This window comes from Brevundimonas sp. LF-1 (assembly GCF_037055305.1).
In the GTDB taxonomy this organism is placed as follows: domain Bacteria; phylum Pseudomonadota; class Alphaproteobacteria; order Caulobacterales; family Caulobacteraceae; genus Brevundimonas; species Brevundimonas sanguinis.
Genome location: NZ_CP146349.1, coordinates 2,057,043 through 2,081,590 on the forward strand (window position 1 = coordinate 2,057,043; position 24,548 = coordinate 2,081,590).

Genomic DNA, 24,548 nt, shown 5'->3' on the forward strand with positions numbered 1-24,548 from the left:
TTGCGGGCAACCTGCGCCTGCGTGCGACCGGCTGTCGCATTAAAAATCGTTAAGGTTTCGGAGCGTCCAGAAAATTCATCAGAATTCGGGGGTAAAGCTGATGTTCCGCCGCCTTGACCCGCTCAGACAGAATTTGAGCCGTATCGCCGGGCAGGATGGGCACGCGCGCCTGGCCCAGAGCAGGGCCTTCGTCCACGCCCTCGGTGACGATGTGAACGGTGCAGCCCGCCTCCTGGTCGCCCGCTTCTATGGCGCGGGCGTGGGTGTTCAGGCCGGGATAGAGCGGCAGCAGCGACGGGTGGATGTTGAGCATCCGGCCCGCCCACCCGCGCACCAGCCACGGCGTCAGCAGGCGCATATAACCGGCCAGGGCCACGACCTGAACGCCATGTTCGCGCAGCAGGGCGTCCACGGCGCGTTCGTGCGCCTCTCTATCCTTGCCGAAGGGGGCGTGTTCGACGGCGACGGCCTGAACGCCCAGCGCCCGCGCCTTGTCGAGGCCGGCGGCGCTCGCGATGTTGGAGACCACCAGCACGACTTCATACGGCGCATCCGGCGCCTGTCCTGCCTCGATCAGGCTGACCATGTTGGAGCCGGTCCCGGAGATCAGGACGGCGACACGGGCTTTGGCGACGGACATGGGCGGCTCACGCGTGGAATATGGCGTGACTGCCATGCGGCCCCGAAGGCGACTTAGCAAGAGGGGCGGCAGGGTCGAGGGGAAGGGCGGGTCGCCGCCGAACCATTGTTGCTGAACTGACGTAAACTCCGTTGCTTCTTCGGAAACAGCGGCGTTAGCGTCCATGCGCCGGGGAGTCCGGCATCCAAGGGGGAGTATCCTATATGCGTCGTCTGTTGACCGCCGCCTGCGCAGCGGCCCTGTTGGCCGCGCCGGCCGTTTCCATGGCTCAGGAAGCCGCGTCCAGCGGCGGCTCGGGGCCGGTCCGCTCGGCCTCTGATCGCCTGCGCAACGTCACCGCCGAACAGATCGAAAAGAACTGGGCGCGCGCCACGGCCGATGAATCGGAAGTGACCACCAGCCACTCGATCAACGCCCACGGCCGCACCCTGCGCTACAAGGCGACGGCGGGGACGCTGACGGTCCGCAATGATGCGGGCATGCCGACGGCCAGCCTCTTCTATGTGGCCTATACGCTGGACGGACAGCCGGTCGGTCGTCGTCCGATCACCTATATGTTCAACGGCGGGCCGGGTTCGCCGACGGTGTGGCTGCACATGGGCGCCTTCGGCCCGATGCGGGTCCAGACCGATGAGCCGGTGGTCGAGCGCCCGGCGCCGTTCAACCTGGCGCCCAACGACATGACCCTGCTGGACAAGACCGACCTGGTCTTCATCGACATGGTCGGCGCCGGTTATTCGCGTCCGCTGGGCGAGACGCCGGGTTCGGCCTTCTGGGGCGTGGATCAGGATGCGGACACCTTCGCCCGCGCCATCATGCGCTACACGACCAAGTTCGACCGCTGGTCCAGCCCGAAATATGTTCTGGGCGAAAGCTACGGCACCCTGCGCGCCGGCGCCCTGGTGCACCAGTTGGAAGATCGCGGCATGTCGCTGAACGGCGTGGTGCTGCTGTCGTCGATCATGAACTACGGCGTGCGCCAGCCGGGCTATCCGCAGAACTTCGTCACCCTGCTGCCGACCTATGCGGCCACGGCCTGGTATCACAACAAGATCCCGAACAAGCCCAGCCTGGAAGAACACGTCCAGCGCGCCCGCGAATTCGCCATCGGCCCCTATGCGGCGGCCCTGTCGAAGGGACACCTGATCTCGGACGCCGAGCGCGCTCAGATCGCCCAGCAGATGAGCGCGCTGATCGGCATTTCGCCGACGGTGCTGGATCAGGCCAACCTGCGCCTTGAGCTCAGCCCCTTCCGCAAGGAACTGCTGCGCGACCGTCGCCAGACGATCGGCCGTCTGGACACGCGTTACCTGGGCATGGACGCCAGTGCTGTGGGCGGCTCGCCCGAGGAAGACCCGTCCAGCAGCGCCATCACCGGGGCCTATTTCAGCATCTTCCGCGACTACATCGCCACGACGCTGAACTATCGCACCGATGTGGATTACCGCCAGTCGGCGCGTGGCCTGCCGGGCTTCAACTGGGACTGGAGCCACCGCCCGCCGGTCGGCGGTCCGCAGACCACGCCGAACACGGCCGTCGACCTGGCCACCGCCATCCGCCGCAATCCGCACATGAAGGTGCTGGCGCTGAACGGCTATTACGACGCCGCCACGCCCTTCTTCAGCACGGAGTACGACCTGGCCCAGATGATGCTGGAGCCGCACCTGCGCCGGAACCTGGAGTTCACCTACTATGAAGGCGGCCACATGATGTACACGGCCCGCCCGGCGCTGGAGCAGCTCTACACCGACATGGCCAATTCTACGACGAGACGGTCAACGGCGGTCTGCGCTGATCCCGGCGACAGTCTGAAATGAAGAAGGCCCCGGTCAGCGCGACCGGGGCCTTTTTCTTGGCTGAAACCCTTCATGTCCGCTCATCCCGGCGGACGCCGGGATCCAGTCCTTTGGCCAAGGGCGCGGCGCTTGCGGTTCTCACTGGGCCCCGGCGTCCGCCGGGGTGAGCGGTTGGAGGCGAGGTCGCAAAAGCCCCCGGCCGCGTTGGCCGGGGCTTTTGTCTTGTCGGAATGGGGTGGCTTTACGCCGCCTGAAGCTGCCCGCAGACGAAGGCCGTCTCGCCCGCGTTCAGCAGGGCGGCCAGCACCGGCTCGACGTTCTCGGGCGCGACGATCAGGATGAAGCCGACGCCGCAGTTGAAGGTGCGGCGCATCTCGTGGTCCGAAATTCCGCCCGTCTCGGCCAGCCATTGGAAGACGTCGGGCATGGGCCAGGCGTCCCAGTCGAAGCTGGCCTCAAGGCCCTCGGCGATGCAGCGCGGCGGATTCTCGATCAGGCCGCCGCCCGTGATGTGGGCCGCGCCCTTGATCAGGTCGGCCTTCATCAGCGGCAGGACCGGCTTCACATAGATGCGGGTCGGCTCCATCAGCGCCTGGGCCAGGGACAGGTCCTTGGCGAAGGGGGCGTCGTCGCCCCAGGCCATACCGGACTTCTCGACCACCTTGCGGATCAGGGAATAGCCGTTCGAGTGCGGCCCCGAGGAGGCCAGGCCGATGATGACGTCGCCGGCCTTCTGCTGCTCCAGATAGGGCAGGACCTTGCCGCGCTCGACCGCGCCGACCGAGAACCCGGCCAGATCATAGTCGCCGCCCGAATACATGCCCGGCATTTCGGCGGTCTCGCCGCCGACCAGGGCGCTGCCCGACTGGCGGCAGCCCTCGGCGATGCCGGCCACGACGCGGCGCGCGGCGTCCACGTCCAGCCTGCCCGTGGCGTAGTAGTCCAGGAACATCAGCGGCTCGGCGCCCTGCGCCAGCAGGTCGTTGACGCACATGGCGACCAGATCGACGCCCACGCCGTCGTGACGGCCGGTCTCGATGGCGATCTTCAGCTTGGTGCCCACGCCGTCCGTCGTCGTGACGATCAGCGGGTCTTCAAAACCGGCGGCCTTCAGGTCGAACAAGGCGCCGAAACCGCCCAGAGAGGCCTCCGCGCCGGGACGACGGGTGGACTTGGCCAGCGGCTTGATGGCGTCGACCAGCTGCTCGCCGGCGTCGATGTCCACACCTGCGTCGGCGTAGGTCAGACCGCTTTTTGGGCCTCAGGGGTGTCGCTCATCGGTCACGGCTCGAAATCGGGGGCGAAAATATGTCGCGGCGCTCTTGCCACGACGGCGTCGCGCGGGGCTATAGCATCGGAATGACGCTAATCACCACCAATGACGCGCTGATCGCCTTCTGCGATCGTCTGGCCAAGGCCCCGTACATCACCGTCGATACGGAATTCATGCGGGAAACCACCTACTGGCCCAAGCTGTGCCTGATTCAGGCGGCGGTCTCGCCGTCCGACGCCGCCATCATCGACCCGATGGCCGAGGGGCTGGATCTTGAGCCCTTCCTCGACATCCTGCGCGACGAATCGATTCTGAAGGTCTTCCACGCGGCCCGGCAGGACGTGGAGATCTTCAACAAGCTGGGCGCCATGCCGCGCCCGCTGTTCGACACCCAGGTCGCCGCCATGGCCGCCGGGTTTGGCGATCAGGTCAGCTATGAACAGCTGGTCCGCCAGATGCTGCGTCAGGAGCTGGACAAGGGCAGCCGCTTCACCGACTGGGCTCGCCGTCCGCTGTCGGAGGCGCAACTGACCTATGCGCTGGGCGACGTGACGCACCTGTCGGCGCTGTATCCCAAACTGCGCGACCGGTTGCAGAAGGAAGGCCGTCTGGACTGGGTCATGTCGGAAATGGGCGCGGTCACCGATCCGGCGCTCTACGACACCTCCCCGAGAACGCCTGGAAGCGTCTGAAGCCGAAGAAGTTCAACGCCAAATATCTGGCCGGTTTCGTCGCCACCGCCGTGTGGCGCGAGCGCGCGGCGCAGGAGCGCGACCAGCCGCGCGGCCGCATCCTGAAGGACGAGGCCATCGACGAGATCGCCGTCCAGGCCGACCGACCCGGACGCCTTCAATCGTCTGCGTTCGGTGCCCAAGGGCTTCGGCGGCTCGCGTCTGGGGCTGGAGCTGGCGGCGGAACTGAAGCGCGTCCTGGCCGACCCGGAAGCTCATGCCCCCAAGCTGGAGCGCCCGGCCAACAGCCAGCCCGCGCCGCCCTCGGTGGTGGAGCTGCTGAAGGTGCTGCTGAAGGCCAAGAGCGACAACGCCGGCGTGGCCGCCAAGCTGATCGCCACGGTTTCGGACCTGGAAAAGATCGCTCTGAACGACAATGCGGACATCGAGGCCATGAAGGGCTGGCGCCGCGAACTGTTCGGCGAAGACGCGCTGAAGCTGAAAAAGGGCGAGATCGCCCTGGTGCTGAACGGCGCCCGCGTCGAAGTGGTCGAGATCGAGGGGTAGCCCTTTCTCCCTCCCCTTCAAGGGGAGGGTGGTCGCGAAGCGACCGGGTGGGGAGGGCTGGGTGATCGGCCCTCAGCGCTTGAATAGCCTTGCCGCCCCCACCCGGCTTCGCCTTTCAGGCTCAGCCACCCTCCCCATGAAGGGGAGGGAGATGCGTTGCGCTAGATCTTCAGCGTCAGATCCATCGCTTCCGCCAGCGCCTTGGCGCGCCGTTTCGTCTGTTCGCCCAGCAGCATGTCGGCGTAGCCATTGGCGGCGGTGACGCGCAGGGCGCCTTTCTCGACCGTGACCGCGGCGTTGGCCAGCAACTGCGGCGAGCGGCCCGACAGGTCGCAGGCCAGCCGCATAGCCAGCCCCAGGGCTCGCGCGCGCTTCTGGCCCTTTTCCGACAGCAGGCGCTCGACCGTTTCGGGCGCCGGCGTGCGCGCCTCGCCGCCGTAGCGGGCGTTCATCGCCACGGCCATGAAAGCGCGTTCGGCGTGGGTCTGGCCGGGAATGGGCGACCATAGAACCTGATCGAACACCAGGCTGACGCGGTGGTCGGGGTGCAGGCGCGCGCCCAGGTCCGCCAGACGGCACACCGAGGAGGTCAGCAGGGCGTCGCGCTCCTCTCCGAACACTTCGGGCAGGGCGGAGACCACGGACTGCAGCCAGCCGTCCAGAGCGCGGGGCAGGGCCGGGTCCACGCCCTGACGGCCGCCCCAGGCCGAACACCCTGCCAGCAGGGGATCGACCACGCGCATGGCGGGGTCCATGCCGTGATACAGCAGTCCCTCGCGAACGCCCCAGGCCGAGAAGCTGACCGAGGTCAGCCCCAGGCGGTCGATCAGCCCCTCCAGCACCAGGGCGGCGTAGGGCAGGGTCTCGGCGCGGCGCTTGGACAGGCCGGGCAGCTTCTCCAGCGAGGCGCGGGACTGGCGCGCGACCAGCCGGGCCATGTCGCGGGCGTCGGCTGCGCTCATGGCGTATTGGTGGACGATGCGGATCGGATGCTCGACCATCGCCATATGCATCTGGGCCAGGCTGCGCCAGGCGCCGCCGACGGCGTAGAGCGTCGACGTGGCGTAATGGTCCTCGATCGGCTCCAGCCGCTTGGCGATGCGGCCGCGCAGGCGGTCGGCGTCGAAGCCCCTGTCGTCCAGCAGGGCGAAGGGCCCCAGCGGCAGGGTCGCGCCCTTGCCGCGCGGACCGTCGCCGATCCGCGTCAGCTCCAGACTGGCGCCGCCCATGTCGGCGGCCACGCCGCGCGCGCCGGGGTCGCCTGCCAACACGCCCAGCGCGGAATATTTCGCTTCTTCCTCGCCGCTGAGGACGCGGATGCGCAAGCCCGTCTCGGCGGCTACGCGCTCGCAGAATTCGGGGCCGTCCTCGGCCTGACGCACGGCGGCGGTGGCGGCGACCAGCACCTGATCGGGCTGGACCCCTTCGATCACGGCGGCGAAGCGGCGCAGCGCCGTCATGGCCATGACTACGCCCGGCTCAGACAGGCGCCGGGTGGCCGCCAGGTCGCGGCCCAGACCCGCCAGCACCTTCTCGTTGAACATGGTCCAGACGGCCCGGCCTTCCAGCCGGTACAGCACCAGACGCACCGAGTTGGAGCCGATGTCGATGACGGCGATTTGCTTTGATCGTATTCGCGCTCGGGACTCATCAGCGGCGCTTCCGCGGCTTGAGGCCCGGATAGGACAGGGCGCCGGGCAGGGTCTTCACCTTGCGGCCGCGCCCCGACAGGCTGGGGTTGGTCATGAAGTATTTGTGCGCCGAGAAGGGCCGTTCGGACCCGCTGGGGATCACCCGCCGATAGGAGCCGTCAGGCTCCAGCACCCAGCTCTGGGCGTCGTCTTTCAGATTGGCGACCATGATCTGGTCGAGCACCTGGTCGTGAACGGTGGCGTTCAGGATCGGCGTCATCACCTCGACGCGGCGTTCCAGGTTGCGCGGCATCCAATCGGCCGAGGAGATGTAGACCCGCGCCCGGTTGCTGGGCAGGTCGTGGCCGTTGGCGAAGGCGACGATGCGGCTGTGCTCCAGGAAGCGGCCGACGATCGACTTGACCCGGATGTTCTCCGACAGGCCCGGCACCCCGGGGCGCAGGCAACAGATGCCGCGGATGACCAGCTCGATGCGCACGCCCCATTGGCTGGCGCGATAAAGGGCGTCGATGATCTCGGGATCGACCAGGGCGTTCATCTTGGCCCAGATGGCGGCGGGCTTGCCCTTGGCGGCGGCCGACATCTCCTTGCCGATCATCTCGATCAGGCTGGTCTTCATGTTCAGCGGGGAGACGACCAGAGCCTCCAACTCGTCCGGCGCGGCATAGCCGGTGATGTAGTTGAACACCCGCGTGGCGTCCCGGCCCAGCGCGGGATCGCAGGTGAACAGGCTGAGGTCGGTGTAAATCTTGGCCGTGACCGGGTGATAGTTGCCGGTGCCGAAGTGGCAGTAGGTGCGCAAGGATTCGCCCTCCCGCCTCACGACGACGCTCATCTTGGCGTGGGTCTTGTACTCGACGAAGCCGAAGACGACGTGGACGCCCGCCCGCTCCATCTGGCGCGCCCAGCGCAGGTTGGCTTCTTCGTCGAAGCGGGCCTTCAGCTCCACCAGGGCGGTGACGTTCTTGCCGTTCTCGGCCGCCTCGATCAGGGCGGCGACGATGGGGCTGTCCTTGGAGGTGCGATACAGGGTCTGCTTGATGGCGATGACGTGCGGGTCGCGCGCCGCCTGACGCAGGAACTGGACCACCACGTCGAAGCTCTCGAACGGGTGGTGGATCAGCATGTCCTTTTCGCGCACGGCCGCGAAGATGTCGCCGCCGTTGTCGCGCACCCGCTCGGGGTAGCGGGGCTCATAGCCCTTGAACTTCAGGTCGGGGTGGCCGCCGGGGATCAGTTCGGACAACTGGGCCAGGCCCAGCATGCCGTCGACCAGCACCACGTCCTGCGGCTGGGCGTGCAACTGGGCGATGATGAAGTCGCGCAGGTCGTCGGGCATGTCCGCCTGAATCTTGATGCGGACGACCGAGCCCATGCGGCGCTGCTTCAGCGCCTCCTCGAACTCCATGACCAGGTCTTCGGCTTCTTCCTCGATTTCGATGTCGGAATCGCGGATCAGGCGGAACAGGCCCTTTTCCAGGATCTCGCAGCCCGGGAACATGTGGTCGATGAACAGCAGCAGCAGGTTTTCCAGCGAGACATAGCGCGTCCGCCCCGGCGTCGACCGCCCGTCCGTCGCCAGCGCCCAGAAGCGCCGCACTTGCGTCGGCACCGGCACCAGGGCGTAGAGCACGCGGTTGTCGCTGTTGCGGCGCAGCTTCAGCGCCAGGGAGAAGCCCAGGTTCGGCAGGAAGGGGAAGGGGTGCGCCGGGTCGATCGCCATCGGCGTCAAGACGGCGAAGAGCTGGTTCAGGAACTCCGGCTCCAGCCGCTCGCGCTCGGTCTTGGTGATGCGGGCGCGCTCGACGATCTCGATCCCGGCGGCGGCCATCTCCTTGCGCAGGACGCGCCACTGGCGCTGCTGTTCGGCCATCAGGCCGCCCGCCGCCGCATTGACCTGCTCTAACTGCTCGGCCGGCGTCAGGCCGTCGGGCGAGACGACGCGGATGCGCTCACGGACCTGGCCCTTCAGACCGGCGACGCGCGTCATGAAAAACTCGTCCAGGTTGTTGGCCGAGATGGACAGGAAGCGCACGCGCTCCAGCAGGGGTGGCCCTCGTTCGCGGCCTCTTCCAGCACCCGGCCGTTGAAGGCCAGCCACGACAGCTCGCGGTTGATGAACCGCTCGGGCGAGGCCATCAGCGCCTCGGACAGCTTGAGTTGCGGCGCGCGCGAGGAGGGGACTTCCTCACCGGTGGTGTCGACGGCGATGGGCGCGATATCGGTCATGATTCCGTTGTCGCGCGCGCCTGTGACGGCTGCAACCGCGATTGTGTCGCGGCGCGCGGGACTTTGGAACGCTACCTGCAATTCCGCTCATCCCGGCGGACGCCGGGACCCAGTGCTTTGGCTACAAACTCACGCGTGTATTGGTGAGCAGGTTTTTTAGTGGGGCGTCCGAGGCTCTTACTGGATCCCGGCGTCCGCCGGGATGAGGGGTGGTGGAGGGGCGCTTATTCCCCGTCCAGCACCTGGCGAGCCAAAACGCGCGTCACGGGACGGTGCAGGGCGTCCAGGCGGTCGACCACGGCCTCGGCGGCGTCGGCCGAGCGGTCGATGCGGCGGACGAGATACTCGATCAGTTCATCGGCCGGGGTGATGTTTCGGCTGGCGAAGGCGCGGCGCAGCATGGCGGCGAAGACGACGTCGTCGGGCGCCTCGATCCCCACGGTGCGGATGGCGTTCAGGCGCGAGCGCAGGTCGGGCAGGTCCGTCGGCCAGGCGCCTGGCGGATCGCGCGACACCAGCAGCAGGGCGCCGCCGCCCGACTGTGTCAGGTTGATCAGGTGGAACAGGCTCTCGTCATCGGCGTCTTGGGCGTCGTCCAGCAGGACGGGGCGGCCTTCCAGCTCCAGCGGGTCGACCAGGGCCGCCTCGGCGCCGTGCAGGGCGATGGCGCCGGTGCGCTCGACCCAGGCGGCGGCCAGGTGGCTCTTGCCGCAGCCCGCCGGCCCGAACAGGGCCAGCATGGCGCCGGGCGCTTCGGGCCAGACGGCCAGGGTCGCCACGCCCCCAGCGTTGGCTTCCGAGATCGCCAGGTCGGAGGCGCGCTGGGGCGTCTCCTGCTGCAGCGGCAGGCGCAGTTGACGGATCTCGGCGGCTGGGGCGTTCATGACGATGAACCCTAGCCGGGCGGGGATGCGGGCGTCTCTGTTGATAGGGCGGGATCACGGGGACAACCTGCGCGCCGCTGTGGATGGCGTATCAGGGGCGTTTGAGGCGTCAGCCTTGACTTTCGGGGGCGATGATGGGCCTTTCCCCGCTCCTAATTCACGCTGTTCGACAGCCGTTTTCAGACGAAATCCGATCATGCACGCCTATCGCACCCACACCTGCGGCGCCCTCCGTTCGACGGATGCCGGCGCGAATGTTCGTCTGTCGGGCTGGATCCACCGCAAGCGCGACCATGGCGGCCTGCTGTTCATCGACCTGCGCGACCACTACGGCCTGACCCAGCTGGTCCTGCACCCCGAAACGCCGGGCTTTGACGTGGTCGAGCGCCTGCGCGCCGAGAGCGTCATCAAGATCGACGGCGAAGTGGTCCTGCGCGAAGGTTCGACCGTCAACGCCAACCTGCCGACCGGCGAGGTCGAGGTGCGCGTCCTGTCGCTGGAAGTCCTGTCGGAAGCGGCCGAACTGCCGATGCCGGTCTTCGGAGAGCAGGAGTACCCGGAAGAGATCGCCTGAGCAACCGTTTCCTGGACCTGCGTCGCGAGCGTCTGCACAAGAACATCGTCCTGCGTTCGCGCGTCATCCAGTCGATCCGCACCCGCATGGTGGCGCAGGGCTTCCTTGAGTATCAGACGCCGATCCTGACGGCCTCGTCGCCGGAAGGCGCGCGCGACTTCCTGGTGCCGAGCCGGATGCACCCGGGCAAGTTCTACGCCCTGCCGCAGGCCCCGCAGCAGTTCAAGCAACTGCTGATGGTGTCGGGCTTCGACCGCTATTTCCAGATCGCGCCCTGCTTCCGCGACGAGGATCTGCGCGCTGACCGCTCTCTGGAATTCTACCAGCTCGACGTGGAAATGAGCTTCGTCACCCAGGAAGACGTCTTCCAGGCGATCGAGCCGCTGATGCACGGCCTGTTCACCGAGTTCGGCGAGGGCAAGCCGGTCTCGCCGATCGACGACGTGAAGACCTTCACCAACGACTTCGGTCAGACGATGGAGCACAAGGGCTTCGAGCGCCTGACGTTCGCCCAGTCGATGAAGTGGTACGGCAGCGACAAGCCGGACCTGCGCAACCCGATCAAGATGAAGGACGTGTCGGACCATTTCCGCGATGGCGGTTTCGGCCTGTTCGCCAAGATCCTGGGCGCGGACGAAAAGAACGCCGTCTGGGCCATCCCGGCGCCCACGGGCGGTTCGCGCGCCTTCTGCGACCGCATGAACTCCTGGGCGCAGGGCGAGGGCCAGCCGGGCCTGGGCTACATCTTCTGGTCGGACGATCAGCAGTCGTGGGGCGGCCCGATCGCCAAGAACCTGGGTCAGGAGCCGACGCAGGCCCTGATGACCTCGCTGGGCCTGGGCCAGGGCGACGCCGCCTTCTTCACCGCCGGCGACCCGGCCGTCTTCGCCAAGTTCGCCGGCCTGGCGCGCACCCGCGTCGGCACCGAGCTGAAGCTGGTCGACGAGGATCAGTTCAAATTCTGCTGGATCGTCGACTTCCCGATGTTCGAATGGTCGGAAGAAGAGAAGAAGGTCGACTTCAGCCACAACCCCTTCTCGATGCCGCAGGGCGGCATGGAGGCGTTGGAGACTCAGGACCCGCTCACCATCCGCGCCTATCAGTACGACATCGTCTGCAACGGCTATGAGCTGTGTTCGGGCGCGATCCGGAACCACAAGGCCGAGATCATGCTGAAGGCCTTCGAGATCGCCGGCTACGACGCCTCGGTGGTCGAGGAGCAGTTCGGCGGCATGCTGAACGCCTTCCGCTACGGCGCGCCGCCGCACGGCGGCCTAGCGCCGGGCATCGACCGCATCGTCATGCTGCTGGCGGGCGAACAGGCGATCCGCGAGGTCATCGCCTTCCCGCTGAACCAGCAGGGTCAGGACCTGATGATGAACGCTCCGGCCGAAGTCGAGGAGCGTCAGCTGAAGGAGCTGTCGATCCGCACCCAGCTGCCGATCAAGGTCTGATCCAGGCGAGCGCCGGTGGAAAAGGGAGGGCGACCCCTCCCTTTTGCATCCCGGCTTCAGTTGCCGGAAACGATCACCAGGTTGCGCTGGCGCGGCGGAATAGGGGGCGATGGCGGAGCCGGAGGGGCCGCTGGCGTGCGGATGACGCGCACGCCGCCGATGCGGCAGTTGCGGGCCGTCATGTCGCCGGGCAAGCGGGTGGCGGCGTCGCCGCAGGCTTCGGACACCTGATCGGCGCTGAGCCCGCGCGCCCGGGTCAGGTCCAGACCGCGAATGTCCGTGCGGCGCATGGAGGCGCCGCGAAAATCGGCGCGGGTGAAGTCGCCGCCGGACAGGCGGGCGCTGTCCAGATCGGCGCCCCGGAAGGAGGCCCCGCTGAAGTTGCCGCCGGTCAGGTTCGAGGCCTTGATGTCGGCGTTTCCGAAGTCGGCGCCGCTGGCGTTGACGTTGGCCAGGGTGGCGCCGAAAATCTCGGCGTCGTTGAGGCGGGCGCGGGTCAGGTTGGCGCTGTTCATGTTCACGCCCTGAAGCTCGGCCCCGCTCAGGTTGGCGCCGCTCAGGTCGACGCGGATCAGCACGGCGCCCGTCGCTTCGGCGCCCATCAACTGGACGCCGGTCATCTTGGCGTTGGTGAAGTTCGAGCCGACCATTTCAATGCCGCGCATGTCGGCCCGGCTGAAGTCCGCCCCTGTGAAGTTGGAGCCGACCAGTTCGGCGCCGCGCAGATTGGCGCCCACCAGGGTGGCCTGGGCGAAGTTGGCGCCGGTCAGGGTGGCGCCCGACAGGTCGCGGCCCGACAGTTCGCAACGCGTGCAGCTTCCGCCCAGCGACACCATGCGGGCCACGTCGCGATCCTGGGCCCAGGTCATCTCCACGGCGCCGGCCAAGGCGGGGGCGGCCGCCATCAGTCCCGTGAGGGCTGAGGCGGCGAGGGCCAGACGGCGCAGGGGAGAAATCGAGCGTTTCATCACCCTTATTGAATGCGCCTTAGTCGGTAAAAACCCTACTTAAATCGCGGTAACGAAGGCGACGCTCAACAGGCGGGAATGCGTAGGCCAGAAGGCAGAACCGTGTTCTGGTCGCCGCAGGCCTGATTGAGCTGCGACTGGGTCAGGCCGCGCGCGCGCGCCATTTCGGCGCCCGACAGATTGGTCCCGTTCAGCTTGGCCCCGGTGAAGGAGGCGCCTTCCAGGAAGGTCCCGACGAAGCTGGCGTTGGTCAGGTCGGCGCCGTTGAAGTTCGAGCTGGACAGGACGGCGCCATAGGCTTCGACATCGCGCAGGTCAGAGCGGCTGAAGTTGGTGCGGTTCATCACCGACAGGCTGATGTCGGCCTGACGGATGCGGGCGCCGGACAGGTTCAGGCCGGTGCGCTCCATGCCGGAAAAGTCGCCCTGAAACAGGTTGCAGCCGGGGCAGGAGGCGCCGCGACGCACCTGGGCGATCTGCGAGGCGTTCTGCGCCGAGGCGGGCAGGGCCGTCAGCGTCAGGCCGACGGCGGCGAGAAGGGCGATTGCGGGACGGATCATGCGAATGGCTCCAGGCTTTGCGCCTGTTGCAGCAAGAAGCGGGCCGCCGTTTCGGGACAGTGCGTCCCGTTTCAACCCTGGACCTTGGGCGCCGCGCCGCAGGAACCGCACGCGGGCGTCCCGCTCCGATCCGTCAGCATCAGATCGCCGCACTCAGGGCAGGGGCCGGCCTGAACCTGCGGCGTGGCGCGTGGCGACGGCTCTTTGCGGCCGAAGGGGGCGACGATCAGGTTGTCGGGCGCCGCGCCCCGCGCAAAGCCCTTGGAGATGAAGCGGGCGGCGGGCACGGGCTGAGGCGTCTCAGCGGGAACGCCGTCCACGCCGTCCAGATTGGCCGCCTCCGGCGTCACCTGGGCCAGTTCGCGCCGGTCCAGATAGGAGACGCCCAACTCGCGGAACACATAGTCGAGGATGGAGGTCGCCGAGCGGATGGAGTCGTTGCCCGTGACCCGCCCCGACGGCTCGAACCGGGTGAAGACGAAGGCGTCGACGAACTCGTCCAGCGGCACGCCGTATTGCAGGCCTATGGAGATGGCGATGGCGAAGTTATTCATCATCGAGCGGAAGGCGGCGCCTTCCTTGTGCATGTCGATGAAGATCTCGCCCAGTTCGCCGTCTTCGTATTCGCCGGTGTGGATGTAGACCTTGTGGCCGCCCACCGAGGCCTTCTGGATATAGCCCTTGCGGCGATCGGGCAGGCGCCGGCGGGTGCGGTCGCGCTCGATCACCTTTTCGACCACGCGTTCGACGGTGCGGGGCGCGGCCTCGGGGGCGGGGGCCGCTTCGGCGCGGCGTGGAGCCTCGACCTCGGGCAGGCGCAGGCGGAAATCGGCGGGGGCCGGGGCGCGGCGCAGGGCGACGGCGCGGCGGCCGTCCAGCGCCGCATCGGCCAGGGCGCGGGCTAGGTCCAGCCGGTCGGCGCGCCAGTCCAGCGTGACAGGCGCTAGGTCGGGCGCGTCGCTGAACGGCTCAATGGCGCGGCGCAGGCCGGCTTCCAGCGCCTCGCCGGATTGCGACAGCAACTGCCGCAGGGCCTCGGGCGCTTCGGCCCAGTCGGACAGGTCGGGACGACCGAAGACGTAGTCCGCCGCAGCCCGGATCGCCGCCTCGTCAAAGCCCAGGCGCGGCAGCAGGGCTTCGCCCGGCGCCAAAGTCAGGCCCAGCACGTCGCCGATGAACCCCTCGTCCAGCACAGGCGGAGCGAAGGCGGCGGCGAAATCCTCGACCGAGGACAGGGCGCGCTCGATCCCTTCAAGCTCCAGGTCGGTGAAGCCCAGTTCGCGCAGGCGGGCGTGGTTGACGCCGGGCGCCTCGGCGAGACTGCGGCGGCCGAACAGGTGGCGCTCGGCGGCCTCGACGTCGGCGCCTGCGCGGGTCAGGGCGTCGGCCAGGGCGGGGCGCAGGCGACGTTCGACCTCGCCGTCCGCCGTCTGCCAGACATCCGTCGCCGTGAAGGGCGAGAGGCCGAGGCGCAAGGCCAGTTCGGCGTCGTCGGCGAACAGGCTGATGGCCGCATGGCGCCGCCCATGGGCGTGCAGGGCATCGACCGGCTCGCCGCGTTCGGTCAGGGCGGCGAGGGTTTCGTCCTTCGCCGCTTCCCACTCAGCGCAGGGGCCAAGGCGAGCGGCCAGATCGGCCGAGGCGGCGTTGGCGAGGCGCGCAACCTGAGCGGCCAGGGCGGCGGCGGGCAGGGCCGGCTCAGCGGCGTCCTGCGACACGGCCCAGTCGGCCAGACCGCTCAGACCAAGGGCGATGGGGCGCGCGGCGGCGCGGCGCTCCTGGGCGTCCAGCTTCAGGTCCAGCGCGGTGACCAGCAGTTCGGTCAGGGCGGCCAGCGCCGAGTCGAACGCTTGCGGGAAGGCGGCGGCCAGCGCGGGCAGGTTGATCGCCGCGCGTGCGGCCAGAGGCGTATCGGCGGCAGCGTCGGCGTCAGCGGGCGTGAAGACGGCGGCGACGGGGCCTTCCAGGGCCGCCTCGGCCACGGCGAGCGCCAGAGGTCCGCCGGCGGCGGCCGTGTCTGGCTGGACCAGCACGATCAGGGGCGCCGGCGGGGCGTCAGCCAGCGGCGCGGCGGTCGCTGAAAGACCCTCGCCCTTGATGGCGCGAAGGATGTCCGCATCGGCGGCGCCGCACTGTCGCGCGACATGGGCGGCGCGGGTCAGGGCGGGGTTGGAGGCGGGGTCGGCGCAGGCGGCGGCGTCGCCCTCGCACCGCGCCACGGCGTCGGCGACGTTGGCCAGCGCTTGAGCCAGCGCCTCGGCGGCTTGACCGGCAAGCCGCTCGCGGCGCCAGGCGGCGGCCTCCTGCGCCAGACGGCGCTCGGCCTCGGGCTCGGACAGGTCCAGACGAAGGGCGGTTACGGCGGGTGTATCCGCATCGCTGACGGCGGCCAGACCCAGCAGGACCGCGCCCGTCAGTTCCGCCTCGAATCGGGCGCCCTCGGCGGCTTTGGCGAAGACCGCGCTGTTTTGCCCGGCGGCGGCGAGACGTGCCGCCCAGTCGTGCACGGCGCCGTTCAGGGGCAGGTCGGGGCGAGAGGAGGACGCGTCGGCCCAGTCCAGCCAGGTCTCGACCTGCACATCGGTCCAGGCGTCGGGCGCCAGCACCCTGTCGACGACGTCGGGCCGCTCGATCTCGCGCAGCGCGACGGGGACGGCGGCGGCCAGGGGAGCAAACAGGGGCTTGAAGCGCATCAGGCGTCTCCCACGCTGGAGGTGGAGCGTGTCCTGAAGACAACCTATCGGGCGATCATGACGGCGTTCAATAGATGTTGCGGCTGTCGTGGGTGTTGCCCACAAGATGTTGAGGCGTTTCCAATGCGCTCGACGCTGGACGTAGGGCGTCGCGGTTTCTATGATCGGCCCGCGCCGCCGGACCTCCCCGGGGCGGTGGATTCGAGTGAGTTCAACGACGTGCTGAGCAAGATCTTCACCTGGTGGAACGGCGCCACGATCGGCACCCTGTTCACCATTGGCAAACGCGGCCAGCAGGTCGGCACGGACGAGTTCGGCAACCGCTACTACGAATCCCGCGACACCGTCAGCTATGACGGCCGCAAGCGCCGCTGGGTCATCTATGACGGCTATGCCGAGGCGACCAAGGTGCCGCCGGAATGGCAGGGCTGGCTGCGCTACACCTATGACGAGACGCCGACTGAGCGCCCGCTGCCGCGTCAGGCGTGGGAAAAGGATCACCTGCCGAACATGACGGGCACGCCCATGGCGCGTCGTCCGCAAGGGTCGCTGGCCGCACTGGGCCAACGCCCGGCCGCCACCGGCGACTATCAGGCCTGGAGCCCGGAATGAGCCTTCGCCATGTCCTGCTGGCCGGGGTGGTCGTCGCGGGACTGGCGATATCGGGCGCCGGCGTGGCCAGCGTCCTGATGGACCTGCCGCAGGACGCGACGCCCGCGCCGGCTGATCCTGTCGGCGACATGCTGCGCGACACCAACCGCACGCCGCTGCAGAATCCGCAGGGCCCGGCGACGCAAGCGCAGCAACCGGCGTCGTCCAATAGCCCGGCCATTGTGATGCCGACCGCGCCCGCCGCGACGCCCGCGACGCCCGTTATCGTCACGCCGGGCGAGGAAGTGGCGGTTCAGGAAGAGGCGCCGGACGAAATTCCGGCCGAAGAGGTCGCGCCTGCGCCCACGGAGCCGGCCTCGCCGCCGGGCGTGCGTCAGCGTCGCCGCATCGCCGTCATTCAGGCGGTGGACAAGACCACGGCCGAGACCATGCGGTTCGAGGTCGAGGTGGGCGGCCGTCCGGTACGGTTCGGCAGGACCCTGCTGTTCAAGGCCCGCGCCTGCGAGGTCTCGGCTTCTGACGAAATGACCGAGGACGCCATCGCCTATCTGGAGGTCGGGGTTCAGCCGCGCGGCCTGGCGGCGCCGACCGAGGCGCGTCAGGTGTTCAAGGGCTGGATGTTCGCCTCATCGCCCAGCGTCAGCGGCCTGCAGCACCCGGTCTATGACGCCTGGGTGGTCGGCTGTAAGGCGTAAGCCACGGCCTCGGCCCCGCTGAGGGGCGCCGTAAAGGCTTCCATGTCGGGCGTCGCCTGCGTGGCCCAGGGCAGCATCCGCAAATAGGCCTCTTGCGGCGTCTCCACGGCGCCGAACTGGCCCAGGTGCTCGGTCAGGAACTGGGTGTCCAGCAGCCGCCAGCCGCCCTTTTTCAGGCGCGCGACCAGATGGACCAGCGCCACCTTTGACGCATCCGTCGCCCGGCTGAACATGCTCTCGCCGAAGAAGGCGCCCCCAGCGTCACGCCGTAAAGCCCGCCCACCAACGCCTCGTCCCGCCAGCATTCGATGCTGTGGGCGAAGCCGCGCTGATGCAGTTCGACATAGAGGCGGCGGATCGGGGCGTTGATCCAGGTGTCTTCGCGGCCCGGCGCTGAGGCGGCGCAGGCGTCCAGCACGGCGGCGAAGGCCGTGTTCACCCGCACCTCGAACGGCTCGCCCCGCACGGTGCGGCGCAGGCGCGAGGGGATGTGAAAGCGATCCAGCGGGATCAGGCCGCGCTGGTCCGGCTCGACCAGAAAGACGCGCGGATCGTCGTGCGCCTCGGCCATGGGAAAGACGCCCCGCGCGTAGCAGGCGAGCAGCGCCTCCGGTCCGAAGACGTCAGAGGCGCCGCTCGCGCTGAAGCCGGGTTCGTCCAAGGGGCTGCTTAGGCCTTGGCCTTCTGCGCCGCCGCCCACTTCTCCAGCCAGTGGATGTCGTAGTCGCCCGACAGGATGTCCGGCTCCTGCAACAGCTTCTGGAACAGGGGGATGGTGGTGTCGACGCCGCTGATGACCGTCTCGCCAAGGCTGCGCTTCAGACGGGCCAGCGCCTCTTCGCGGTCGCGGCCGTGGACGATCAGCTTGCCGATCAGGCTGTCGTAATAGGGCGGGATCGAATAGCCGGCGTAGATGGCGCTATCCAGACGCACGCCCAGGCCGCCTGGGGCGTGGAACTCGGTGATCGTGCCCGGGGAAGGGGTGAAGGTCTCGGCGTTCTCGGCGTTGATCCGCACCTCGATGGCGTGGCCCTCGAAGGTGATGTCTTCCTGCTTGAACGACAGCGGCAGGCCCGCGGCGATGCGGATCTGTTCGCGCACCAGATCGACGCCCGTGATCATTTCCGTGACCGGGTGTTCGACCTGCAGGCGGGTGTTCATCTCGATGAAGAAGAACTCGCCGTCCTCCCACAGGAACTCGATGGTCCCGGCGCCCAGATAGCCGATGGCGGCGATGGCCTTGTTGACCGTCTCGCCGATCTTGACCCGGCCTTCGGCGGACAGGGCGGGAGAGGGCCTCTTCCAGCACCTTCTGGTGGCGGCGCTGCAGCGAGCAGTCGCGTTCGCCCAGGTGGACGACGTTGCCGTGGCTGTCGGCGATGACCTGAATCTCGATGTGGCGCGGCTTCTGGAGATAGCGCTCCATATAGACGGCGCCGTTGCCGAAGGCGGCCAAGGCCTCAGCCTGGGCCGTCTGCACGGCTTCGACCAGGTCGTCGGCCGTCTGGGCCACCTTCATGCCGCGACCGCCGCCGCCGGCGGCCGCCTTGACGATCAGGGGAAGCCGATGGCCTTGGACGCCTCGATGGCCTGTTCGACCGTCTCGACCTCGCCGTCAGAGCCGGGGACGACGGGAATGCCCGCGTCCTTCACGGCCTGCTTGGCGGTGATCTTGTCGCCCATGACGCGGATATGCTCCGGCTTGGGACCGATGAAGGTCATGCCGTGGGCTTCGATGATCTCGGCGAAGCGGGCGTTCTCGGCCAGGAAGCCGTAGCCCGGGTGGATCGCCTGGGCGCCGGTGATCTCGGCCGCCGCGATGATCGAGGGGATGTTCAGATAGGACTTGGCCGCCGGCGCAGGGCCGATGCAGACGCTCTCGTCGGCCAGACGCACCCACATGGCGCCGCGGTCGGCCTCGGAGTGAACGGCGACGGTGGAGATTCCCATCTCCTTGCATGCGCGGTGGATGCGCAGCGCGATCTCGCCCCGGTTGGCGATCAGGACCTTGGTGAACATGGGGCTCAGGCTTCCAGCACGACCAGGGCTTCGCCGAACTCGACCGGCTGGGCGTCGCCCACCAGGATTTCAGCAACCACGCCGTCGCGCGGCGCCTGGATCGGGTTCATGGTCTTCATGGCCTCGACGATCAGCAGGGTCTGGCCCTTCTTGACCTTGTCGCCGGCCTTGATGAAGGGATCCGAACCCGGCGCCGGCTGCAGATAGGCGGTGCCGACCATCGGCGACTTCACCTCTTCGCCCGCGCGGGCGACGATAGTGGCCGGGTCCGACGGCATGGAGGCCGGGGCGGCGGCCGGGGCCGCGTGGGCGACCGGGGCAGGCGCTGCGGCGTACTGGATCGGGGCGGCGGCGACGGTGACTTCGCGCTTCACCTTGATCTTCAGATCGCCGCGCTCGACCTCGATCTCGGTCAGATCGGTGTCGTTCAGGATGTCGGCCAGGCTGCGGACCAGATCGGCGTCGATGTGCTTGTTCTTGTCGTCGGACATGGGGGTCTCTTCTACTTGATCTTCTGACGGCGCGCGGCGGTCAGCCCTTGGCCCCGGCGCGACGCGCCAGGTCCAGAGCGGCCCGGACGGCCAATTCATAGCTGTGGGGGCCAAAGCCGGCGATCACGCCGGTCGCGGCCAGGGACACATAGGAGTGATGCCGAAACGCCTCGCGCGCTGCGGGGTTCGACAGGTGGCATTCGACCACGGGGATGCTCAGCGTCTTCAGCGCGTCGAGCAGGGCCACCGAGGTATGGGTGAAGGCGGCAGGATTAATGACCAGGGCGTCGGCCTCGGTCCTGGCTTCCTGGATCCAGTCGACCAGCTGGCCTTCATGATTCGACTGACGGAACACCACGCGCGCGCCGTCGGCCGCCGCCTCGCACATGGCCTGAACGTCGGCCAGCGTCTCGCGGCCATAGATGTCTGGCTCCCGAACCCCCAGCAGGTTCAGGCTCGGCCCGTTCAGGACATACAGGGTGAGGGTTTCGGGCATTCGCTCGCAAAACAGGCGCGCCGCCGCGCGGAATCGAGCGCGCGTTGTAGCCCAGGTGGCGCGCGGCGCAAAGCGGGCGAGGAAAAAGGGTGACGTAGGGGGAGGATTGAGACTGGGAGCGGACCTTGGGGAAGTCCGCCAAGGGGAGAAAGCGGACTCAGCTAGTGTAGCAAAAAGCGGGACCGAGCGATTCAATTGAGATCGGCTTTTGTACAGTGATCTCTGAGCGCCACAGCCCCAGATGACCCGACCCGAACAGGTAGCGTGTCCTGTATCCGATGAAGGTGACCAAAAATGGCTGGACTGGATAGCAGTTTAGGCTTTCATCGGCCGGTTCTCCTACGCGGATTTCTTGTTCCGCCGGGTGGTCCAGCCAATCCGTCGCTTTGTACGGTGGACGTTGTGTTGGCACCGTGGTTGCGCCGTCCACAAATGTAGACCCTTCGAACTCGTACAGCCAGACGCCAGAGAACTCACGTGAGCGGCCCTCTATCCTGAAGTCCGAGCACGCAGAAAGTGCTAGTCCAAGCGCAGCCGCCGTGATCAGCCTAGGTGCCATCAACTTAAAGAACCATGTTTCTTGATGTCTGCGAAGGGTCGAAAGCGGCTGAGGCCGTGCATTTGATGTCTCGCGCCTAAACCCCCATATCTGACGCCCACCCTGCATCCTCTGGAGCGAACAGTTTGCGTATCGAAGTCAACGGCGAGGCGCGGGACACCGCCGCCACGACCATTCTGGGTCTGGTTCAGGAGCTGTCGCTGGACCCCAAGAAGGTGGCGGTCGAGCGCAATCTGGAGATCGTGCCGCGCTCGCTGCATGGCGAGACGGCGCTGGCAGAGGGCGACAAGATCGAACTGGTGCAGTTCGTGGGCGGGGGCTGACCCTACACTCCTCCCGGCGGACGCCGGGATCCAGTCCTTGGCGACAGGTTCGCCCTTCAAAGGTTGCGCGTGAGGCTCTTACTGGATCCCGGCGTCCGCCGGGAGGAGCGGGAGGGGGACAGCTCATCAAATCCCGCAACGGCGCTTCCCCCGGCGGCGGGCGGCGCTACTTCCCTAGGCATGACTGACACCGCTCCCCGCACCGACAGCTGGACCGTCGCCGGCCGCACCTTCAACTCGCGCCTGATCGTGGGCACCGGCAAGTATCGCGACTACGCCCAGAACGCGGCGGCGGCCGAGGCGTCGGGCGCCGAGATGGTCACCGTGGCCGTGCGCCGGGTGAACCTGACCGATCCGAACCAGCCGGTGCTGACGGACTTCATTGACCCCAAGAAATACACCTATCTGCCCAATACGGCGGGCTGCTTCACCGGCGAGGACGCCGTGCGGACCCTGCGTCTGGCGCGCGAGGCGGGCGGCTGGACCCTGGTCAAGCTGGAGGTCCTGTCGGACCCCAAGACCCTGTTCCCCGACATGGAAGAGACCCTGCGGTCGCTGAAGCTGCTAACCGCCGAGGGGTTTGAAGTCATGGTCTATTGCACCGACGACCCGGTCTATGCGCGCAAGCTGGAGGACGCGGGCGCCGTGGCCATCATGCCGCTGGGCGCGCCGATCGGCTCGGGGCTGGGGGTGCAGAACCCCATCAACATTCGCCTGATCGTCGAGCAATCGAAGGTGCCGGTGTTGGTCGACGCGGGCGTCGGCACGGCCTCGGACGCGGCCATCGCCATGGAACTGGGCTGCGACGGCGTGCTGATGAACACCGCCATCGCCGAGGCGCGCGATCCGATCCTGATGGCCAGCGCCATGAAGCACGCGGTTATCGCCGGGCGCGATCCTATCTGGCCGGGCGGATGAAGAAGCGGTTCTACGCCGATCCGTCCTCGCCGCTGGCGGGGCTGATCTGATCTCCTCCCCACGACGTGGGGAGGTGGCGCGGCGCCGATAGGCGACTGGCGGAGGGGCTGCTTGGCTCAGCCGTTGCTGAGCCCCCTCCACCGCTTCGCGGTCCCCCTCCCCATGAAATGGGGAGGAAAGGCGTCAGCCCTTTTTCTTGGCGGCCTCGATCAGGGCGCCGACTTCGCGGGGGTCGATGCCGGGGCTGGCGACGCCGTTGATGAAGAAGGTCGGCGTTCCCTGCAGGCCCAGCGCCGCCGCCGCCGTGTGGATGTCGGTGACGTGGCGCGTCATCTCTGGCGCCGAGATGGCGGCGTTCGCCTTGGTCATGTCGACGCCGTTGTCGGTCAGGATGCGGTCGATGGCGGCGCGGTCCAGCGCGCGCTCGGCCATTAGGGCGTCATAGACGGCCAGGTATTTGCCCTGTTGATGCGCGGCCAAGGCGGCGCGCGCGGCGTATTGGGACGTCACATCCTCGCCCCGGTCCAGGATCGGCCAATCCTTAAAGACGAAGCGCACCTCGGGGTGGGCGGCCATCAGGGCGCGGTATTCGGGCGCAACCGCCTTGCAGCCGGGGCAGCGGAAGTCGAAGAACTCGATCACCGTCACCTTGGCGTTCTCAGGGCCGAACGCCGGGTCGCGCGGATCGGCGGCCAGCAGGGTCGGATTGGCGGCGGCGGCGGCGTTGATGCTCTGCACGCGCGATTGGGATTCGGCCGTCTCACGCGCAGCCAGCACTTCGTCCAGCACCTGGGGGTTCTGAATCAGATAGGCCCGCACCCGCTCGCCGAAACCGCCGGTCAGATAGGGCGCAGCTGACAGGGCCAGGGCGACAGCCGACATGCCGGCGGCGGCCCAGCCCAGCGTCGTGCCCGACAGGCCCAGCCGCGCCTTCTTCGGCGTGGCGGTCGGGGTCGGTTCGGGGCGCGCGTCGTCAGTCATCAGGGTCTCGTCTCAGGTGTCAGGGCGGTAGGGCGGGCCGGGATCATTCCCCGCCGGGCGGGATGACGCCCGAGCGGCTGCGCTGTTCGTTGCGGCGCTCGGCGTCGGTGATGTCCTTCTCGGTCGCGCCCGAGGCCAGGACGATGTCGGTGGCGCGGCGCCATTCGATGGAGTTGCGGTCCAGCATGTCGCGCGCGCGCATGGCGAACTGGGCCGCCTGATCCGGGCGACGCAGGGCAAACCAGTATTCGGCCGAAGCCAGGCGCGCCTCGCCCTCCTTGCCCTGGCTGGAGTAGGCCTGAGACAGCAGGCGCCAGGCTAGGTTGTTGTCGGCCTCCAGCGCCAGGGCGCGCTTCAACTGGTCTTCCGCCTCGGTCAGCCGGGCCGTGTCGTTGGTTTCGATCAGGGCATGGGCCAGGTTGATGCGCAGCAGGGGCGCGTCCGGCTTCAGCTCGACGGAGCGTTCATGGGCGCCGATGGCCTCGGCCGGGCGGCCTTCCTCGAACAGGATCTGGCCCTTGAGCTCCCAGAAGTAGGGGTTTTCGGGCTGTTCGGTCAGTAGGACGTCGACCGCGTCCAACGCCTTCTGCGTCTGGCCGTCCCGGTACCAGGCGATGGCGCGGGCGTAGCGGGCGGGCAGGGAGGCGTCGCTGGACGGATAGTCGCGCAAGGTGGCGTTGGGCGCGTCCATGAAGGCGCGGATCTTGGCCACGACCAAGGCGTGCTCAGCCATGCGCTGCGTGCTGTCGCGCTTGTCGTAGTGGGAGGCGGCCTCGACGGCGGGGCGCAGGGCCTCGATCCGCTGTGACGACAGGGGGTGGCTGCGGAAATAGGGATAGCGGCGCTGATCCGAGAAGATTTCCTGCGAGCGGAAGTTCTCGAAGAACTCGACCATGCCGCGCCCGGATTCCCCGGCGCGCTCCAGGGCCCGGGCCCCGGTGATGTCGGCTTCGCCCTCCTGGCTCTGCATGTAGCGCAGGGCGCCCAGCGTGCCGAAATACTGGCTTGAGGCCAAAAGCGCTGCGCCCGCGTCCGGGGCGCCCGCGATCGCGGCCAGGGCGCCCAGGGCCATGGTCATGATCATCGGCTGCATGCCGGCGTTCTGGGCGCCGTCGCGCAGGGTGTGGCGGTTCTTGATGTGGCCGGCTTCGTGAGCGATCACGCCCAGAAGCTGATTGGGGCTCTTGGTCCGCAGGATCAGGCCGGTGTTCAACCCCATGATCCGCCCGCGCGTGGCGAAGGCGTTCAGGTCGTTGTCGTTGACCAGCAGGATCTCGACCTCGTTCGGGTCAAGGCCCATCGCGTCCAGCACAGGCTCGGACCAGTCGTGGATGATGCCTTCGATCTCGGTGTCGCGGATCAGGCTCTGGGCCTGGGCCGCAGCGGCCGAGGCCAGCACCGCAAGGGCGCCGACCCCGGCGGCCAGATAGCGCCGGAAGCGGGGTGCGGCGGGGGGCGTCCTGGTCATGAAGAACTCCAGAGCGATCGTCTCC

Annotated in this window: 15 protein-coding genes and 6 pseudogenes; 7 read left to right on the forward strand and 14 right to left on the reverse strand. The window is 68.1% G+C overall.

The window, feature by feature from the left end:
* Positions 1-49: 49 nt before the first annotated feature.
* Entirely contained in the window at positions 50-640 is a 591-nt protein-coding gene (gene purN, locus V8F63_RS11435; protein WP_392353257.1) for a phosphoribosylglycinamide formyltransferase, read from the reverse strand.
* 203 nt (positions 641-843) lie between these two features.
* On the opposite strand from purN, the gene V8F63_RS11440 reads away from it, so the two are divergent.
* Complete coding sequence (locus V8F63_RS11440; protein ID WP_392353259.1) at positions 844-2,457, forward strand: peptidase S10; 1,614 nt, start codon at positions 844-846, stop codon at positions 2,455-2,457.
* 220 nt (positions 2,458-2,677) lie between these two features.
* Here the strand turns inward: V8F63_RS11440 and purM are convergent, their stop codons facing one another.
* Positions 2,678-3,682, reverse strand: coding sequence for a phosphoribosylformylglycinamidine cyclo-ligase (purM, locus tag V8F63_RS11445; protein WP_392355083.1), 1,005 nt, complete (start codon positions 3,680-3,682; stop codon positions 2,678-2,680).
* A gap of 113 nt (positions 3,683-3,795) precedes the next feature.
* Between purM and rnd the strand changes: the two are divergent.
* A pseudogene (gene rnd / locus V8F63_RS11450) lies at positions 3,796-4,947 on the forward strand (ribonuclease D).
* Positions 4,948-5,108: 161 nt separating this feature from the next.
* Here rnd and V8F63_RS11455 read toward each other — a convergent pair.
* The 3 genes and pseudogenes from V8F63_RS11455 to V8F63_RS11465 form a co-directional block, all read right to left on the reverse strand.
* The gene (locus tag V8F63_RS11455; RefSeq protein WP_392353261.1) at positions 5,109-6,536 is read right to left on the reverse strand and encodes a Ppx/GppA phosphatase family protein; all 1,428 of its coding nucleotides are present in this window, start codon (positions 6,534-6,536) and stop codon (positions 5,109-5,111) included.
* Positions 6,537-6,597: 61 nt separating this feature from the next.
* A pseudogene (locus tag V8F63_RS11460) lies at positions 6,598-8,828 on the reverse strand (RNA degradosome polyphosphate kinase).
* Between the two features lie 224 nt (positions 8,829-9,052).
* The gene (locus V8F63_RS11465; RefSeq protein WP_392353262.1) at positions 9,053-9,712 is read right to left on the reverse strand and encodes a DnaA/Hda family protein; all 660 of its coding nucleotides are present in this window, start codon (positions 9,710-9,712) and stop codon (positions 9,053-9,055) included.
* Positions 9,713-9,908: 196 nt separating this feature from the next.
* Here V8F63_RS11465 and aspS point away from each other — a divergent pair.
* Positions 9,909-11,740 (forward strand): annotated as a pseudogene (gene aspS, locus V8F63_RS11470) (aspartate--tRNA ligase).
* 56 nt (positions 11,741-11,796) lie between these two features.
* Here the strand turns inward: aspS and V8F63_RS11475 are convergent.
* The 3 genes from V8F63_RS11475 to V8F63_RS11485 form a co-directional block, all read right to left on the reverse strand.
* Positions 11,797-12,708 (reverse strand): pentapeptide repeat-containing protein, encoded by a 912-nt coding sequence (locus tag V8F63_RS11475; protein ID WP_134580494.1) that lies wholly within the window; start codon positions 12,706-12,708, stop codon positions 11,797-11,799.
* A gap of 65 nt (positions 12,709-12,773) precedes the next feature.
* A complete protein-coding gene (locus tag V8F63_RS11480) occupies positions 12,774-13,268 on the reverse strand; it encodes a pentapeptide repeat-containing protein (protein WP_119411823.1) in 495 nt (164 codons plus the stop codon).
* Positions 13,269-13,339: 71 nt separating this feature from the next.
* Positions 13,340-15,961 (reverse strand): TSCPD domain-containing protein, encoded by a 2,622-nt coding sequence (locus V8F63_RS11485; protein WP_392353264.1) that lies wholly within the window; start codon positions 15,959-15,961, stop codon positions 13,340-13,342.
* Between the two features lie 219 nt (positions 15,962-16,180).
* On the opposite strand from V8F63_RS11485, the gene V8F63_RS11490 reads away from it, so the two are divergent.
* Both V8F63_RS11490 and V8F63_RS11495 read left to right on the forward strand, forming a co-directional pair.
* Entirely contained in the window at positions 16,181-16,573 is a 393-nt protein-coding gene (locus tag V8F63_RS11490; protein WP_025976741.1) for an NADH:ubiquinone oxidoreductase subunit NDUFA12, read from the forward strand.
* Complete coding sequence (locus V8F63_RS11495) at positions 16,570-17,268, forward strand: DUF2155 domain-containing protein (protein WP_392353266.1); 699 nt, start codon at positions 16,570-16,572, stop codon at positions 17,266-17,268. The genes V8F63_RS11490 and V8F63_RS11495 overlap by 4 nt, the downstream gene beginning before the upstream one ends.
* Here the strand turns inward: V8F63_RS11495 and aat are convergent.
* The 4 genes and pseudogenes from aat to aroQ all read right to left on the reverse strand — a co-directional run bounded on the left by aat (position 17,235) and on the right by aroQ (position 20,274).
* A pseudogene (aat, locus tag V8F63_RS11500) lies at positions 17,235-17,839 on the reverse strand (leucyl/phenylalanyl-tRNA--protein transferase). The gene V8F63_RS11495 and the pseudogene aat sit on opposite strands and share 34 nt — an antisense overlap.
* 98 nt (positions 17,840-17,937) lie before the next feature.
* Positions 17,938-19,287, reverse strand: a pseudogene (gene accC / locus V8F63_RS11505) (acetyl-CoA carboxylase biotin carboxylase subunit).
* Between the two features lie 5 nt (positions 19,288-19,292).
* Complete coding sequence (accB, locus tag V8F63_RS11510; RefSeq protein ID WP_313632346.1) at positions 19,293-19,778, reverse strand: acetyl-CoA carboxylase biotin carboxyl carrier protein; 486 nt, start codon at positions 19,776-19,778, stop codon at positions 19,293-19,295.
* 40 nt (positions 19,779-19,818) lie between these two features.
* Positions 19,819-20,274 (reverse strand): type II 3-dehydroquinate dehydratase, encoded by a 456-nt coding sequence (aroQ, locus tag V8F63_RS11515; protein ID WP_392353268.1) that lies wholly within the window; start codon positions 20,272-20,274, stop codon positions 19,819-19,821.
* A 684-nt stretch (positions 20,275-20,958) separates the two neighbouring features.
* Here aroQ and thiS point away from each other — a divergent pair.
* Together thiS and V8F63_RS11525 are read left to right on the forward strand one after the other, a co-directional pair.
* A complete protein-coding gene (thiS, locus tag V8F63_RS11520) occupies positions 20,959-21,156 on the forward strand; it encodes a sulfur carrier protein ThiS (protein WP_003165397.1) in 198 nt (65 codons plus the stop codon).
* Between the two features lie 180 nt (positions 21,157-21,336).
* A pseudogene (locus V8F63_RS11525) lies at positions 21,337-22,124 on the forward strand (thiazole synthase).
* A 133-nt stretch (positions 22,125-22,257) separates the two neighbouring features.
* Here V8F63_RS11525 and V8F63_RS11530 read toward each other — a convergent pair.
* Positions 22,258-23,055, reverse strand: coding sequence for a thioredoxin domain-containing protein (locus V8F63_RS11530; protein WP_253120099.1), 798 nt, complete (start codon positions 23,053-23,055; stop codon positions 22,258-22,260).
* A 43-nt stretch (positions 23,056-23,098) separates the two neighbouring features.
* Positions 23,099-24,523 carry a M48 family metalloprotease gene (locus V8F63_RS11535; protein WP_025976749.1) on the reverse strand — a complete coding sequence of 475 codons (1,425 nt, stop codon included), beginning with the start codon at positions 24,521-24,523 and terminating at the stop codon, positions 23,099-23,101.
* Positions 24,524-24,548: the final 25 nt, after the last annotated feature.

Coding starts and splice junctions, on each gene's coding strand:
- purN (WP_392353257.1), bottom strand. CDS start 640: ATGTCCGTCGCCAAAGCCCGTGTCGCCGTCCTGATCTCCGGGACCGGC.
- V8F63_RS11440 (WP_392353259.1), top strand. CDS start 844: ATGCGTCGTCTGTTGACCGCCGCCTGCGCAGCGGCCCTGTTGGCCGCG.
- V8F63_RS11465 (WP_392353262.1), bottom strand. CDS start 9,712: ATGAACGCCCCAGCCGCCGAGATCCGTCAACTGCGCCTGCCGCTGCAG.
- V8F63_RS11475 (WP_134580494.1), bottom strand. CDS start 12,708: ATGAAACGCTCGATTTCTCCCCTGCGCCGTCTGGCCCTCGCCGCCTCA.
- V8F63_RS11480 (WP_119411823.1), bottom strand. CDS start 13,268: ATGATCCGTCCCGCAATCGCCCTTCTCGCCGCCGTCGGCCTGACGCTG.
- V8F63_RS11485 (WP_392353264.1), bottom strand. CDS start 15,961: ATGCGCTTCAAGCCCCTGTTTGCTCCCCTGGCCGCCGCCGTCCCCGTC.
- V8F63_RS11495 (WP_392353266.1), top strand. CDS start 16,570: ATGAGCCTTCGCCATGTCCTGCTGGCCGGGGTGGTCGTCGCGGGACTG.
- accB (WP_313632346.1), bottom strand. CDS start 19,778: ATGTCCGACGACAAGAACAAGCACATCGACGCCGATCTGGTCCGCAGC.
- aroQ (WP_392353268.1), bottom strand. CDS start 20,274: ATGCCCGAAACCCTCACCCTGTATGTCCTGAACGGGCCGAGCCTGAAC.
- V8F63_RS11530 (WP_253120099.1), bottom strand. CDS start 23,055: ATGACTGACGACGCGCGCCCCGAACCGACCCCGACCGCCACGCCGAAG.
- V8F63_RS11535 (WP_025976749.1), bottom strand. CDS start 24,523: ATGACCAGGACGCCCCCCGCCGCACCCCGCTTCCGGCGCTATCTGGCC.